13 protein-coding genes are annotated in these 14,824 nt (G+C 46.4%); 5 read left to right on the top strand and 8 right to left on the bottom strand.

The genetic code is table 11. From position 1 onward, the window contains the following. Nucleotide 1: 1 nt before the first annotated feature. The 4 genes from rnz to miaA are packed head-to-tail and all read right to left on the bottom strand — an operon-like array spanning nucleotide 2 to nucleotide 3,673. Nucleotides 2-931 (bottom strand): ribonuclease Z, encoded by a 930-nt coding sequence (gene rnz, locus HMPREF9421_RS08035; RefSeq protein ID WP_006596517.1) that lies wholly within the window; start codon nucleotides 929-931, stop codon nucleotides 2-4. A gap of 10 nt (nucleotides 932-941) precedes the next feature. Next, entirely contained in the window at nucleotides 942-1,562 is a 621-nt protein-coding gene (locus tag HMPREF9421_RS08040) for a cystathionine beta-lyase (RefSeq protein ID WP_040803080.1), read from the bottom strand. After that, a complete protein-coding gene (gene hflX / locus HMPREF9421_RS08045) occupies nucleotides 1,546-2,796 on the bottom strand; it encodes a GTPase HflX (RefSeq protein ID WP_006596519.1) in 1,251 nt (416 codons plus the stop codon). Before hflX ends, HMPREF9421_RS08040 begins: the two co-directional genes overlap by 17 nt. Beyond that, nucleotides 2,783-3,673: a tRNA (adenosine(37)-N6)-dimethylallyltransferase MiaA gene (gene miaA, locus HMPREF9421_RS08050; protein WP_006597229.1), complete on the bottom strand. Its 891-nt coding sequence runs from the start codon at nucleotides 3,671-3,673 to the stop codon at nucleotides 2,783-2,785. Before miaA ends, hflX begins: the two co-directional genes overlap by 14 nt. Before the next feature lie 83 nt (nucleotides 3,674-3,756). On the opposite strand from miaA, the gene HMPREF9421_RS10430 reads away from it, so the two are divergent. Next, complete coding sequence (locus HMPREF9421_RS10430) at nucleotides 3,757-3,927, top strand: DUF3042 family protein (RefSeq protein ID WP_003002781.1); 171 nt, start codon at nucleotides 3,757-3,759, stop codon at nucleotides 3,925-3,927. Between the two features lie 466 nt (nucleotides 3,928-4,393). On the opposite strand, the gene HMPREF9421_RS08055 is transcribed toward HMPREF9421_RS10430, so the two are convergent. Next, complete coding sequence (locus tag HMPREF9421_RS08055; RefSeq protein WP_006596521.1) at nucleotides 4,394-5,347, bottom strand: hypothetical protein; 954 nt, start codon at nucleotides 5,345-5,347, stop codon at nucleotides 4,394-4,396. Between the two features lie 151 nt (nucleotides 5,348-5,498). Here HMPREF9421_RS08055 and HMPREF9421_RS08060 point away from each other — a divergent pair, with 151 nt between their 5' ends. From HMPREF9421_RS08060 to HMPREF9421_RS08075, 4 genes are all read left to right on the top strand, one after another. After that, nucleotides 5,499-6,065, top strand: coding sequence for a TetR/AcrR family transcriptional regulator (locus HMPREF9421_RS08060; RefSeq protein ID WP_006597143.1), 567 nt, complete (start codon nucleotides 5,499-5,501; stop codon nucleotides 6,063-6,065). A 209-nt stretch (nucleotides 6,066-6,274) separates the two neighbouring features. Beyond that, entirely contained in the window at nucleotides 6,275-6,622 is a 348-nt protein-coding gene (locus HMPREF9421_RS08065; RefSeq protein WP_006596523.1) for a hypothetical protein, read from the top strand. After that, nucleotides 6,623-6,979, top strand: a complete 357-nt coding sequence (locus HMPREF9421_RS08070; RefSeq protein ID WP_006596524.1) for a class Ib ribonucleoside-diphosphate reductase assembly flavoprotein NrdI — start codon at nucleotides 6,623-6,625, stop codon at nucleotides 6,977-6,979. Nucleotides 6,980-7,011: 32 nt separating this feature from the next. Then, complete coding sequence (locus HMPREF9421_RS08075) at nucleotides 7,012-7,197, top strand: hypothetical protein (RefSeq protein WP_006596525.1); 186 nt, start codon at nucleotides 7,012-7,014, stop codon at nucleotides 7,195-7,197. Between the two features lie 263 nt (nucleotides 7,198-7,460). Here HMPREF9421_RS08075 and HMPREF9421_RS08080 read toward each other — a convergent pair whose 3' ends face one another. From HMPREF9421_RS08080 to rexB, 3 genes are read right to left on the bottom strand one after another with little or no spacing between them, the layout of a single operon-like run. After that, complete coding sequence (locus HMPREF9421_RS08080) at nucleotides 7,461-7,766, bottom strand: DUF4298 domain-containing protein (RefSeq protein WP_006596526.1); 306 nt, start codon at nucleotides 7,764-7,766, stop codon at nucleotides 7,461-7,463. Further along, nucleotides 7,763-11,446, bottom strand: a complete 3,684-nt coding sequence (gene addA / locus HMPREF9421_RS08085) for a helicase-exonuclease AddAB subunit AddA (protein ID WP_006596527.1) — start codon at nucleotides 11,444-11,446, stop codon at nucleotides 7,763-7,765. Before addA ends, HMPREF9421_RS08080 begins: the two co-directional genes overlap by 4 nt. Continuing rightward, complete coding sequence (gene rexB / locus HMPREF9421_RS08090) at nucleotides 11,443-14,721, bottom strand: ATP-dependent nuclease subunit B (protein WP_006596528.1); 3,279 nt, start codon at nucleotides 14,719-14,721, stop codon at nucleotides 11,443-11,445. Before rexB ends, addA begins: the two co-directional genes overlap by 4 nt. Between the last annotated feature and the right edge of the window lie 103 nt (nucleotides 14,722-14,824).

The raw sequence follows: 14,824 nt of genomic DNA on the forward strand, positions 1-14,824 counted from the left end.
CTTAGATCTCCACTTCTTCTAAATCCTTGACGACATAAACATTTTCAAAAATGCTGGACGCATCCTTGCGCAATTGGCTGACGTCCTTGGAGAGGAAGCGGGCACTGATATGGTTGAGAAGAAGGTGTTTGGCCCCTGCTTCACGCGCCACTTCTGCCGCCTGCATATTGGTCGAGTGTCCGTGCTTACGAGCCATCTTCTCATCGCCCTTGCCATAAGTGGACTCATGCACGAGGACATCTGCATTGACGGCAAGTCTGACGCTGGCATTGGTCTTACGTGTATCTCCCAGAATCGTAATGACCTTACCAGGTCGAGGGGCTGAGATATAGTCCGCCGCAATGATCTTGGTGCCATCCTCCAATGTAACATCCTGCCCATTTTTGACCTGGCCAAAGAGTGGTCCAAATGGCACTCCTGCTGCCTTGAGCTTGTCTGCATCCAACGTTCCTTCGAGGTCTTTTTGCATGATGCGATAGCCCACACAGAAGATGGTATGGTCTAGAGCCTCGGCATAGACCGTGAACTTATCAGTCTCCATGATTTTCCCAAGCGAACCTTCATCAAACTCATGAAAATGGATCTGATAGGGTAGGCGAGAACCGGAAACTCGCAGGCTGGTCAAGACAAAAGACTTGATTCCAACTGGGCCGTAAATCTCTAGATCCGTCTGCTCTTCATTGGCTTGAAAAGCCCGACTAGAGAGGAAACCTGGCAAGCCAAAGATATGGTCCCCGTGTAGATGGGTAATAAAAATCTTGCTGACCTTTCGCGGACGGATGCTGGTTTCTAAAATTCGGTTCTGCGTCCCTTCCCCACAGTCAAAGAGCCAGACTTCATTGATTTCATCCAGGAGTTTGAGGGCTAGACTAGAGACATTACGAGATTTGGACGGTTGTCCCGCACCCGTTCCTAAAAATTGAATTTCCATTGTATACTTTCTAACTAATATAGATCATAGCGGTCCGATTCTTGGATCGAACAGCGATTTTTCCAGGGTAGGCAGTGGCTAATTGAACCAATTCGTCCTGGTTGTAACCAGATAGACGGATACTACCATCTGCCAGCTCTTCAAGATTAGACAAAGCTGACAATTCCTTGGTCTCGACTACCTCTTGTTCCCTAACCAGACGCATCAAAATCAAGCCTTCCTCTTCATAGACGAGGTAGTGAGGAAAAATTTGCGCTATCTCAAACAAGAGGTCCATACGAATGGCTCCTGCTTGCTGGGCAAATACTTGCGCCAATCCCTTCTCTCGGTAGCAAAAACCATAGGCCTTGCCAGAAAGATTGAGACGAACAAAGGGTTTCTCCTCCTCAAAGCTGGGACTCGTCTGATAAAGGTCAAAGACCTCAGTGACTTGTTCATAGTAGTCAGTTGCTGCTTCCGGGCTTTTCTTTTGGTAGAGCTCTGCGAAGTAGGCGTTGATGACACTGGGTGGTGGCGTGATAAACTGAAGCTTCTGCTCCTCTGTCAATCCTGCCAAGACCCGATCTAAATAGACCTTGTCTAGACTGGTATAGCCACCGTAGCTGAGGGCGATGTTAAGATAATCCATGATGATAAAACTCCTCTAGTCTCCATGCATTTTTAGGGGCGATGTAGCCTGTTATGACCTCACCAGTTTCCTCATAGGAACGCTCGGTCAAAATGGCCATGGTCTCCAATTCATGGAAGCGGTAGGCTTGCTCAAAAGGCACCTGTAGCGTAAAAGACTGGAAGAGCTCTTGCATCTTTTCAAGTAGAATGTCCTGAAGTTTAGACCGACTATCGGGATCCTTGGCCGAAACCAGGCGGTAAGGTGTCTGTGTAGGGGTAAAGTCCTTGACCTTGTCTGCCTTGTTGTAGAGGGTCAAGCGTGGAATCTCCAGCATCTCCAAATCTTTCATAATCTGAAGGACTGTCTTTTCATGCTCTCCATGGTTGGGATCAGAGGCATCGATGACATGGACCAAGAGATCCACATTCTTGCTCTCTTCTAGGGTCGACTTAAAGCTGGTCACCAACTCTGTCGGCAAGTCCTGAATAAAGCCAACCGTATCTGTCAGAGTTACTTGTAAATTCCCTGTTAGATGAATGCTCTTGGTTGTCGCATCCAAGGTCGCAAAGAGTTCATCTGCTTCGTACTGGGCCTTACTGGTCAAGGCATTCATAATGGTTGACTTTCCTGCATTGGTGTAGCCAATCAAGCCAATCTTAAAAACAGAAGATTCCAGACGTTTTTCTCGAACCACTTCTCGGTTCTTCTCGACCACCTTGAGTTGACGCTCAATATCGGTGATTTGATTGCGGACACTCCGGCTGTTCAACTCTAGCTGACTTTCCCCTGGACCACGAGAACCAATCCCCCCGGCCTGCCGACTGAGCATGATTCCTTGACCCACGAGACGGGGCAAGAGGTACTTGAGCTGGGCCAAGTGCACCTGCAACTTCCCTTCATGGCTCCGTGCCCGCATGGCAAAGATATCCAAGATCAGCTGCATCCGGTCAATGACCTTAACACCCAAAATTTCTTCTAAATTCACATTCTGCCGAGGGGTCAAACGGTTGTTAACGACAACTGTCGAAACCTCATCTGCATCCACCATTTGGGCAATTTCTTCTAGCTTTCCAGAACCGACGAAGGTCTTGCTGTCGTACTTTTCTCTCTTCTGAGTGTAGACACCTACGACTTCTGCCCCGGCTGTCTTGGCTAGACTGGCCAACTCTTCCATGGACATGTCAAAGTTTTCCATCCCTTGGAGCTCGACACCGACAATGAGGACCCGCTCCTGTTTTTTCTCAGTTTCTATCATCTAAAAATCTTTCTATATCTTGGAGAACCCGCTCCTTAAAGTCTTCTTCTCCAATCTGGTAAAAATGGACCGTCATCCGATTGCGGAACCAGGTCAACTGGCGCTTGGCAAAACGGCGAGTATTTTGCTTGAGTTGCTCCAGGGCCTCCTCTAAGCTTTGCTCACCCTTGAAATAAGGGAAGAGCTCCTTGTAGCCAATCCCCTTAGCCGCCTGAACCTCAGGATGGTTGTGATAGAGCCACTGGGCTTCTTCTATCAAGCCCTGCTCAACCATGAGATCCACCCGTTGATTGATGCGGTCATACAAGGCTTGGCGATCATCATCTAAACAGATGATATAGGGTTCATAGGCAGGAGCTTGATTTTCCAAGTCCTGACCGAAATGGGCAATCTCTAAAGCTCGCATGGCCCGTCTACGATTGATCTGCGGGATCTTAATTCCCTCTTTTGCTACTCGCTCAAATAGTTCTTCATCAGTGAGAGGGGACAAGGACTCCCGATAGGCTAGGATATCCTCATGAGCAACATCCCCTCCTAGGTGATAACCTTCTAAGAGACTCTGGACATAGAGACCTGTTCCTCCAGCGATAATGGGAAGATGGCCCCGTTCTTGAATCTCATCGATGGCTTGGCTGGCCTCTTTGACAAAATCATAAGCCGAGTAGGTCTCTGTCACCTCACGGACATCAATCAGATGATGGGGAGCTGCTGCCTGCTCTTCTGGACTGGCCTTGGCTGTTCCAATATCTAGTGTGCGGTAGACTTGCTGACTGTCCCCACTGATGACCTCGCCCTGAAAGCGCTGGGCCACCTCGATAGCGAGGGCTGTTTTCCCAACAGCGGTCGGTCCCACTATCACAATTATCTTGTTTTTCATCGTTTTTCCTTGCAAAAATCGCATTTTTTCGTTACCATATATTATAACATAAATATTTAAAGTTCAGAAAAGGAGAAATTCTCATGGCTAAAGGATTTGGTAAAGGTTTTGTTACTGGTGTTGCTGGTACAGTTGCTGCTGTAGCAGGTGCAGTTTACACATTCAAGAAAAAAGTAATCGAGCCTGAAGAACAAAAAGCAGCTTTCATCGAAGAAAACCGTAAAAAAGCAGCACGTCGTCGCGTATCACACTAATCAATCAAAAAACTCCGGGAAACCGGAGTTTTTTGAATGGAAACAAACTATTTTTACATTAACTAGCTAGATAATATTTCAAAAATTTTTTATTAGATAAGCATTTAAGCAAATCTAAAACTTTCCGCCGTGAGAAAAAGTGCTTGAACCACTATGGTTCAAGCACTCGATAGTTTTGAAACCTTAGGTTCAAAACTAAGTCATGGAACTTCTACGAAGTTCGCTGACGTCCGCACTCACCTAAGGAAAGTTTTTCAAAAGACTTTATCTTCAATTTGAAGAGACTGGGACAAAAGTCCTAGCCTCTCAATTGTCTTTGGATTGTCGAGCAAGACGCAGTGGTTGAGTGGGCTCTACTACGCTGATTTCATCAGCTTTTATAGCCCTACTCAACTGTCCGGAGGTGGGACAACGAAATCGAATTCTAATGAATTACCGATTTCTGTCCCACTCTCTTTATGTGATATTACACTCCCAATCGGATATGAGGGAAGTGGTTGTAGAGGTAGTCAAAGGTTGACTGAAGTTTAGTGTCTGTTGTTTTACCAATGTTCTTAATAGGCATTTGGTATTTCTTTTGATTGTTTCGAACAGCAACTAAGGTTGAGTTTCTGTTTGAAGCAACGAAACCACGATGCATGGTGAGAATGTGGTGGTAGAGATGGACGACCTGTTTGAGATCAATCGCCTTGAAACCTCTATAGTAGGCAATGAGATGGTCTTTATAAACAGCAATTTTCAGCACATCGTCGTGGAAAGAAGCTTGTTCCAGCAGGATATTGAGATTGTTCTTGGCCTCTGGATAGGCTGCATAGATTTCTTCGTAGGCAGCGATATTTTTCTTGCGGCCGATAATTCCTATAACGACAAAGAAAACACAGAGTCCAATCAAAAACAGAATGTAGAACATGAATGCAAGATTGTCAGATTCAAATTCAGTGATAGAGATATAGGAGCTGCTTGACATTACTGTGATGACTTCGGGATTGTCTGCTAGGAGACCGCGAACGAGGCTGCCATAATTAGAGATATATCCCTGATTTTTTTTAGGGGAGTTAGCATTAACATAGGAGCCAACGATTCGGACAGGATTTTTTTCCAGCTCGCCCTTTTTCTCTTTTTCCAAGAGCTGGGCAATCTGTTTGTCTCCCTTTTTAGCCTGCAGACCAACATATCCGTCTTGGTAAGCAACCAGCCAAACTTGAGTATTATCTTCTACTTCAATCAGAGCCTCTGGAAAAATATATGACACTTCAGCATAGACTGCTGAATCTGCTCCGGGATTGCTATTTCGGTCATAGGCAGTCTTGGTGTTGACTTTTTGGTATTGGATAAATCCCATCACTGCAGCAACTGCTAGAAAAATAAAAGTAATTACCAGTAGGGCGATGGTACCCTGGTTACGTCTTTCCTTGAGCATAGCTCAACTTCCAAAATATAGTACAAAAAAATAATTTGATTAGCAAACTATCTTTTTTGTATAGTATAGCATAAATGCTTGACAAATGGCAAGAATGTGTTAAAATATGAATGAATATATAGATTGATTCATTCATAAAAGAGGCATGGAAATGGATAAAAAAAATGAGCTCTTGGCTGCGGCTAGAGAAGTATTTGCAGAAAAAGGCTATAAGGCAGCTGGAATTTCTGATATTGCTAAGAGAAGCCATATGGCTGTCGGATCATTTTACAAGTATTATGAGTCCAAGGAAGCTATCTTCTTGGAGGTTTATGTAGCTGAAAATAGCCATATACGTGAGGGAATCATGCAACGCGTAGACTGGCAGGGCGAGCCCGAGGCAATCGTTGAGCAGCTTTTTGCAGTCACTTTTGAGTTGATTTCACCCAATAAAATTCTGGCTGAGTGGAACAAGCCAGGCATTTCTCAGATTCTGCACGATTACTATAATCAGGATGCCGGACGAGCATCCAATGCCTTTCATCAGTTTCTGATTCAGACCTTCAGCCAGCGCTTGCAGGAAGAGGGCTTTTCGAAGGAGAAAATAGCTGAGATCATGAAGGTTTATGACTTGATTTATTACATAGACATGCATGTCACAGAGCAGGAATTTTCAGGCTACTTCGATAGTCTTGAGACTTTAGTGAAATATTTTGTTAAGGGGATTTTTTCCAAATAGAGGAAATTCCTTTACTTAGAAGCAAGCATGAATGAATTTTTAAAATCATTCATTCATAAACAAAAGGAGGTGATGTCTTATGTAGTGCGAATAGGAATTGGAAGGTATTCAAGAAATGTGATTGGATAAGTATAAAGTGAATTATTTTTTAAAAAGTTTTGAATGAATATTAGAAATCGTTCATTCAAAAACGGAAAGTGAGGAAATGAATGAATAAGCAAGGAGGATTTGCTATGAGCGGATTGGCTATTTTGGGTATCTGTCTGGTGCTGATTGGTCTTTTGACCATTGGTTACGGCGGTGCGACAGTTGGTTTTAGTTTAAGTGTGGATTTTCAGTCATTTTTAGTCGGAGGTCTCATCGTTGTCCTGATCGGAGCAGCTTTGATTCCGGGCTTGCCGGCAGTTGTTAAGCTGACGGCACTGGCTTTGACAACTTTGTCATTGCTGATGTACATTCACATGATGCCAGATTTAGAGTTCATGCTTATGCTCATCTCAGATGTCGTGGTTTTAGGCTTTGCGGCTTGGTTTGCTATCCTTTTTTTAAGAAAGTAGGTGATGAAGATGATTGTAGTTTATGATTCAAATACTGGTATTGGTAAACGATTTGCAGAATCACTGGGCTATCCGACCCAGACTATCAAGGAGAAACTGGAAGAGCCCTGTATTCTCATTACTCGAAATGCTGGTGCTGGGAAAATTCCCTGGTCTACCAAACGCTTTATCAAGAAACATCCTGGGCTGATTAAAGGTTTTGTTAATAATGGTGACTCTGTTAAACACGGCCGGACCTTCTGCGGGGCGACTGCCTTGATTATCGAAAAATATGGGCTCCAGCATATCTGCGATATTGACCGAGGCGGTAGTCCAGAAGATGTCGAGACTGTGCAGGAATTTTTGGCGGAGTGCTAGTCTCATCAAGTTTCGTAAAATGGAGGACTCGTATGTCTAGATTCAAGAAAATTGGGAGCTTGTTTCTGGCTCTGATTTCTGTCTTTATCCTAACGGCCTGCGGGCATGTACAGAAAGAGCCCGACACTTTAGATAAGACGGAAAGAAATTCTTCTAAACAAGAAGAAGCAGATCAGAATCAGGTAGACGCAACTTCCAGTGCGTCACAGAAAGATTGACTTTTTTGTCAAAATAGAAGAGCTTAATTTGTTCAATGATTTTTAGATCATCTGTTGACCTGTTTTGCGTATCAATAGAGGATGGAACAAAAGTCCTAGCCTCTCAATTGTCTTTGGATTGTCGAGCAAGACGCAGTGGTTGAGTGGGCTCTACTACGCTGATTTCATCAGCTTTTACAGCCCTACTCAACTGTGCGGAGGTGGGACGACGAAATCGAATTCTAACGAATTACCGATTTCTGTCCCACTCTCTTTTTGTGTTCTTATCGTTCTTTTAACATCTTAGTCGCAAGGTCTAGCATTTCCACTGCCTTTTGGTAGTGCTCGTCCAACAAATCGTAGACGGCATCTTCCGATAAGACGCCACAGTAGACCTCTTCAGGAAAGTCTGGTTGATTGGACAGTTCGACATCCTCCATGTAGACCTGGCTAGTGTAGTAATCGCGAAGGGTGATATAGCGAGACTGGCCAGCTTCCACTCGTTGCAAACAGGCTTCAAGCTCTTCGATTAAGCCTTGGTAGACCTTGAGATGGCTTTCCATCTCTTGGATTCGTTCGATAGGCGTCATGATGGATCCGTTCTATCTGCTAGAGAAACGACTTGCAGCTGCTCACCACCCAGTAAAATCAAATAGGATTCAAGCCGGTCCACCCCATAAGAGCGTCGGAGGGCTTCCGCGTAGAGCTCCAGTTGAGCATGGTAACGATCTAGCAAGTCCTGAGGGTTGCGGTAACGGTCTGTCTTGTAGTCAAAGAGCAGGATCCGATCTTCCAAAAGGAGGTAACCGTCTAAGATCCCCCGGACCACAAAGTCCTGACCACTAGTTGGATCCGTTTTGAGCATGGCAAAGGGTGCTTCACGATGAACCTTGTCTGCCTCCTTGAGCAAAAGTTGGCCCAAGTCAGTCTGGAAGAAGGCCAAGACCTTCTTAAGGTCGATTCGCTCCTTGACAGCTGGGCTGGCATTGACCTCTTGGAGGACCATTGCTAGGCTCTCCATGGTTGGAATCGTCGTCAATGGGATCCGTTGCATCAGTTCGTGCAGGGCACTACCGACTGTTGCTCCTGTCACAGCTTCTTCCTTGCCGAATTTTGGAAACTCAAAGCTTGGTAAGGCAAGATCCCCTTTTTCCATGAGGTCCACTCCTTCGATATCTTGGATAGGTTCATAGAATTTTTTGATTTGACTTGGAGTCCGCACACTAGGGAGTTGGATAGCTGCTTGGTACTGGGTGTTGAGCCGGTCCACAGATTCTAAGACATCCAGGGCACGGCGAATCTCTTCTGATTGGCGATTGTCCTTGAGGTCATCGACTGGGAGGGACGTCTTAACCTCCAAGTGACCGATTTGCTCCGGCGTCAAGTCTTGGTCGGTCACAAAGCGTGTCTGATAGGCCAAATGTTGCTGGGCAAAGACGGCTTGGATAGCATAGAGCCAGTCTTGGAAACAATTGATTTCCTTGCGAAGAGCTGGACTTAAGCGTCCATTGACACTGGCTCCCCATTTTTTCTCTTCCAATTTATCTTGCCGGCCCTTGCCCACCAGATAAAGCTTGCGCTCTGCCCGGGTCATAGCGACATAGAGAAGGCGCATCTGTTCCGATAAGGCAGCCAGACGAATTTCCTCGACATTTCGCTGGTAAGGCAGGGTCTCAATGACCAATCGAACGGCCTCAGGAAGTCCCTCTTGATCAGACTCGACAGGGAGATTCGCAATATACTTGATGCCCACCCCATTTTTCCGACTGATCACGGCATTTGTCGACAGTTCCTTTCCGACAAACTTTTTATCGGTATTAAGGATAAAGACATAGGGGAACTCAAGTCCCTTGCTCTTATGGATGGTCATAAGCTGGACAGCATCCTTAGGAACTGCCTGGGCAACATTGGCCAAGTCGTGCTGATTTTCCAAGATCTTATCAATCATGGAAATAAAGCGAGGCAAGCCCTTGAAGCTAGAGCTTTCGAAGTCATTTGCCCGAAGGGTCAAGGCATAGAGATTGGCCTGCCGTTGGGCTCCATTTGGTAAGGCACCCACATAATCATAATAGTGGCGATCCTGATAAATCTTCCAGAGCAGATCATAGAGAGAATGCGTCTGGGCGTAGTCACGCCAGGCATCTAGTGTCTCCATAAAGCGAGTGAGTTTGTCTCTTAAGCTCGCATCGATCAACTGAGGAGCACTTCCAGTCTGGTCTAAGGCATGCTGCAGTTTCTCATATAGATTCTCTGCTTTTTTGCCTTCACCTCTCTGTAAGGCTAAACGGGCCAACTGGTCCTCGTCAAATTCAAACATGGCTGATTTCATGAGGGCCACCAAAGGATAGTCCTGTAAGGGATTGTTAATGGTACGAAGGGTATCCAAGAGGACCATGACCTCAACCGACTGGAGGTAGTTTTCCTCTCCCCCGTCCGCAACGATAGGAATCTGATAGGCTTCAAAGGCTGAAAGAACCTTGTCGTTCCGGGTCCGAGAAGCCGTTAAAAGCGTCATATCCTTGAAAGGTACCCCCTCTTCATTGTGGAGGCGGATGATCTCCTTGATGACAAAAAGGACTTCACCTGAGGATAGACTATCCCCTTCTTGCTCCTCGTCTTCACCTGTTTCATCCACTTCCTGACTGCCATCATAGAGCAGGAACTCCGTCTCATAGGCAGGCGTTGGCTCCTTCTTCTCTGGATTGCCCGCAATCAAGCGATGGCTCTGGTCATAGAGAATTTCTCCAACTTCCTCATCCATGAGGCGTTCAAAGACATGGTTGGTCGCTTCTAAAACCTCTACATGGCTACGGAAATTCTCCTTGAGCAGAATCAATTTGCCATCTGCCCCTTCTTCTTGGTAGGCCTTAAACTTGTCATTAAAAATCTGGGGATCCGCCTGACGGAAGCGGTAGATAGACTGCTTAATATCTCCCACCATGAAGCGGTTGCGCCCATTGGACAAGAGCTCCAACATCCGCTCTTGGGTGTGGTTGGTATCCTGGTACTCATCGACCATAACCTCGTGGTAGCGCTCCTGATAGAGCTTGCGGATATGAGGAAATTCTTCTAGAATCTGGATGGCAAAATGGCTGATGTCGCCAAACTCAAAGGCATTTTCCTGCTTCTTGCGCTCCAAATAAGCAATCGAGAAAGCTTGGACAAAATCCCTGAGCAAGACTAGCAAAGGCAAGGGCTCATCCTTGAAGCGAAACTGATAGGTCAATTGGTAGTGCTGGGAAGCTGCTGCCCGCAAGGCTTCGATCCGTTCTTTACGTTCGTCATTGAAGGCAGTAGCTAGCTCTTTCAGGTCTTCTTTTCGTGTCGTGATGGTCAGGCTTCGTCCTCCGCTAGCACGAGAGATCAAGACCACCCGCTCTAAGACCTCAAAGATGGCTTCCTGGCTGGACTGCTCATTGAGTCCCGCAATTAAGTCTTGAATAGCGGTAACATTCTCTTGGTACTTGGCCCCAGAAAAGGCTTGCCCCTCATTGGCCAGGTGGAAGGTAAAGAAAGATTCCAGTTCAAAGAGTTGCTCTTTTACCTCTTGGGCCAACTGGTCCAAGGCTTCATTATAGTCCAGATCCTGATAACCTTTGAGGAAGGACTCCTCCAACCAGGCTTGGGGATCCGCAGTGGATTGGAGGAAGTCTACCAGTGCATAAACCTGGTCCTTAAACCCAGCTAGCGACTTGCCCTTTCCTGTAAAGTTCTTAACTAGGCGACTAAAGAGGCGGTCAGGTCCTTGCACCTCATAAAAGCGCTCAAAGACTTGTTCAAAACAGTCATTCTTGAGTAAGGACTGCTCGCTCGCACTTTGAAGGATGCGGAAGGTCGGTGAGAGCCCCAATAAATAGCCGTATTTGGAGACCAGTCGCTGCGTGAAGGCATCCATGGTCCCGATATCACTAGTTGGTAATTCTGCAATTTGTTGAGCCAAGTGGTGCTTGAGCTCCTCATCCTGGCTAGCCTTAAGACTTTTCTCTAACTCTTTTTCTAAACGTTCCTTGAGCTCAGTCGCTGCCTTGACGGTAAAGGTCGAGATAAACAATTGCTGGATAGAAATCCCCCGATGCAACTGATCCAGGATCCGTTGAACCATGACAAAGGTCTTTCCAGATCCAGCCGAAGCTGATACTAGGATATTGGTCCCTGACGAATAGATGGCTTCTATCTGCTCAGGCGTCCGTTTTTGTTCCTTGTCAGACTGGGCCTCCTGGATTTGGAGGTCTTGAATCTGAACGGGACTTAAAAATTCAATTGGCTTCATCGACTCAATTCCTCCTTCATTTTTTCTATCCAGACCTGACGAAGCTTGTCACCAACTGGGCGTTTCTCGTACTGTCTTGGATCCAGTTTCTCCAAGAAGCGAGCTTGTCCTAAGTGGAGATTGGCTTCAAATCCTGTAATCGATTTGTATTGTTCTACATATGGAGCAATGCTTCGACCATTTTCAGTATAAGGGTTGATAGCAAAGTCTCCCGATAAGATGCCCTGGGCTGCTTGTTGATAGAGATGGGCATTATAGAGTAAGAGCAGATCTAGCTCCTCTTGACTCAGGAGCATGGCCTTGTTTTTCTCATAGTTCTCGTCAAGTTGGCTAGCCTGATCTGCCAAGAATAGACCCTTGTATTGCTGGGTTTTTAGAACGGCTTGGACAGCATCATCGACCGCCTTGGTATCCTTGAGAAGCACCAAAGGATCCGTCATCTGCAAGTACATGGCTCCAAAAATCCCCTTGTCAGGATCAAAGTCCTGAAAGTCTTTGATAGCGGACAGATAGGTTGGCAATTGGGAGTTGAGACCGTTAAAGAACTTCTCAAAATTAAACTTGGTCTCACTGGACTTGTAGTCCACCACTCCCAAAGCTCCTGTATCAGACAGCCGGTCAATCCGATCGACCTTGCCCTTGACCAAGAGCGGACGACCATCTTCTAGGGTTAAGAAGGGACGATCTGCCTGGCCGAAGAGAGCTTCTTCTCCAATGGTTTCAATGCGATCATTGTGAGCGAGGACACGTCCCGTTGCCCGAGCGGTATCCAGAAGCAATTCTTTTGAAAAAGCAGCCATGGCATTCTCCTGATAAAGGAGGGCAAACTCTGTCTCCTGGCTGGTTTCGCGAATGGCCTTGTTCAAGCGCTCATCAAAATCTCCTTCTGAAGGATCTTTTAGCACCCGTTCAAAAATTCGGTGCAAGAAATTCCCATGGCTTCTCGCATCTGGTCGCAAGTGCCACTCCTCTTGCAAGCCCAAGACATAGTGGAGATAATAGCTATATTGGTTTTGGTAGTAGGTGTTGAGAGCTGAAGCAGATAAAGACAGAGCCTGACCTTTAGGATAAAGGGCTTCAAGGGTCTCATCTTCTAGGACCTTGGTCGTCAAGTTTTGGCTAATTTGTGGGATGTGCAAGTCTTCTGACGCTAATTTCTTCCGAAGGACACGAATGGCAACCGCCCAGAAGGTCGCTTCTTCCTTGCTCAACTCCTGGTCAATTTCTCCCTGGTGCAATTCAATCAATCGAGCTAAGAGAGCCTGGTAAGAACCCATGTCTTGACTAGAGGCTGTTGCCTTCTTCGAAATGACAGATAAATTGAGGGGGGCCTTGGTCAGCTCGAGCAAGTAAGGGGACATCTTGTCATCCACCTCGTTGACTAAAATAGGACTGGACAAGACCAACTGTTTGGTGGCTGCATTGAAGAGGGACAGGGCGACGAAGCGATTCTTCCGTAAGTTGTCCTGACTGGCAATTTGGAGATTGGCCTGTTCGTCTGAAGCTTGGTTCAAGACCTGGCGCTCCTCATCCGTCAGCAAGGATTGGTCCTTGGCAATCTTAGGGAAGCGCTCCTGGGTCAAACCAATGGCATAGACATAAGGAGCTGATAGAGGTTCGATCAAATCATAAGACTGAACTGTCACCACATCGACAGTCGCTGGAACCGTCCGATAACTTGCCAACAACATCCCTGATAAGAGGATGCTTAGGAAATCATCCAAAGTCACCTTCATCTGTTCAAAAACTTGGGCAAATTGCTCTAGTACATGGCTAAAGGACTTCCAGACTTGATCATAGCGTTCCATCTCCTGCTCTGAACCACGACCGGCCAACTGTTGCATATTTTGAGCCAACTGACCCTCCTGGAAAAACTGGGCAAACTTCTTCAGCAGTCCCTGGCTGGTCTGACTCTTAGTCTTATAAAATTCCTGCAGAGGACTGATCACTTGCTGGCGAATCTGATTGAGACGCTCTAGGTCAAATTTGTCCTGGTGGTTGGCTGTAAAGTCACGAGAAAAGGCAGCCAGACCCTTAATCTCTGCAAAGCGAACATATTGTTCGAAATGGTCGATATCCTCTCGTGTCAGCGTCCCATAGAGCCCAGTCTTCAAGAGATTGACCACATCCTCGGTCAAAAACCGATAGCGACGAAGACGGTCCAAGTATTCCACCCATTGGACCAGGGGATGCTGGGCCATAGATTCACTCTTTCCGAGATAGAAAGGAATCTGGTACTGGTCAAAGATGGTCTTGAGCTGGAGCTGATAAGCATCCACATCTCCCAAGAGGACCCGAATGTCTTTGTACCGTGCGCCCTCATAGAGGCGCTGGCGAATGGAGCGGGCAACGGCTTCTAGCTCTTCCTTTTGATGATTACAAGTCCAAATCTCTACGGCTTCTCGATCTTGATCAGACAGCTCTACATCGACCTCTGTAAAGTCATAGCGAGCTTCCAAGATCCGCGTCATGCGGCTAAAGGCATCCTCTTTTCCTTGACCGACGTAGCTTGGTGTAACCTGGTAGGTCCTAGCCAAGTCTAGCAAGAAATCGACACTGGCCTGGTAGAGATTGCCCTCACGAAAGCTCGAGCGATAGGCCTTCTCACTGGCATAGGCCCCGATAATGATCTCGACACCCTTGTCATGTAGCAAATAAACCAGGTAGTCCTCCTCAGCTGAGAAACGGGTAAAGCCATCAATCACTAAGGCCAAATCCTTTAACTCCTCATCCAAATCTCCCTTGATAAGGTGAGAGGCAAAACTAGCCAACTTAGACTCAGACTCAAAGGCGCCTGCAACTAACTGGTCTTGAACAGCCTTCAAGATATGGACCAAGTCTTCTCTCTTTTCCTGATCTGGCAAGGCATCCAAGTCGGATGCTGTCATCTGGGCAGACTGCAACTCATGAAAGAGCTGGATCAATTGTTGGATAAACTGGGGATCCTTCTTGAGACGGGCATAGACCTTGAGCTCTTCATCCGGCATCTGAGAAAGCACCTTAAAAAAGAGCATGCCGAGACCGATATCATCGAGCGACTCCTGTTGGTGGCTTTCATTGAGGGTGAAATAGCGAGCCATTTGGGCAAAGCGCGTAATGGTAATGGCAAAAGAAGCCTTCTGGTCGAGGAGTTGCAAGACCTTGCCTTCCTTTTCGAAAGACAGGGAGTTGGGGGCGATATAAAAGACCCGCTTCCCTTCAGCAACCAAGCGATTGGCTTCATCCACCAAGACCTGGGTTAAAGGCGTTCGAATATCTGTATAGACTAATTTCATAATGTTAGGATTCCTGTAAAATGATAGTTCTATTATACCATCTTTGCGCCTTTTCTACAGGGATTTTCCTAGAGTTCTGGCGATTCAAAGCAGATAAAAAAGA

Origin of the sequence: Streptococcus australis ATCC 700641, assembly GCF_000186465.1 — a bacterium.
Taxonomy (GTDB): domain Bacteria; phylum Bacillota; class Bacilli; order Lactobacillales; family Streptococcaceae; genus Streptococcus; species Streptococcus australis.

Coding starts and splice junctions, on each gene's coding strand:
- rnz (WP_006596517.1), bottom strand. CDS start 931: ATGGAAATTCAATTTTTAGGAACGGGTGCGGGACAACCGTCCAAATCT.
- hflX (WP_006596519.1), bottom strand. CDS start 2,796: ATGATAGAAACTGAGAAAAAACAGGAGCGGGTCCTCATTGTCGGTGTC.
- miaA (WP_006597229.1), bottom strand. CDS start 3,673: ATGAAAAACAAGATAATTGTGATAGTGGGACCGACCGCTGTTGGGAAA.
- HMPREF9421_RS10430 (WP_003002781.1), top strand. CDS start 3,757: ATGGCTAAAGGATTTGGTAAAGGTTTTGTTACTGGTGTTGCTGGTACA.
- HMPREF9421_RS08055 (WP_006596521.1), bottom strand. CDS start 5,347: ATGCTCAAGGAAAGACGTAACCAGGGTACCATCGCCCTACTGGTAATT.
- HMPREF9421_RS08060 (WP_006597143.1), top strand. CDS start 5,499: ATGGATAAAAAAAATGAGCTCTTGGCTGCGGCTAGAGAAGTATTTGCA.
- HMPREF9421_RS08065 (WP_006596523.1), top strand. CDS start 6,275: ATGAATAAGCAAGGAGGATTTGCTATGAGCGGATTGGCTATTTTGGGT.
- HMPREF9421_RS08075 (WP_006596525.1), top strand. CDS start 7,012: ATGTCTAGATTCAAGAAAATTGGGAGCTTGTTTCTGGCTCTGATTTCT.
- HMPREF9421_RS08080 (WP_006596526.1), bottom strand. CDS start 7,766: ATGACGCCTATCGAACGAATCCAAGAGATGGAAAGCCATCTCAAGGTC.
- addA (WP_006596527.1), bottom strand. CDS start 11,446: ATGAAGCCAATTGAATTTTTAAGTCCCGTTCAGATTCAAGACCTCCAA.
- rexB (WP_006596528.1), bottom strand. CDS start 14,721: ATGAAATTAGTCTATACAGATATTCGAACGCCTTTAACCCAGGTCTTG.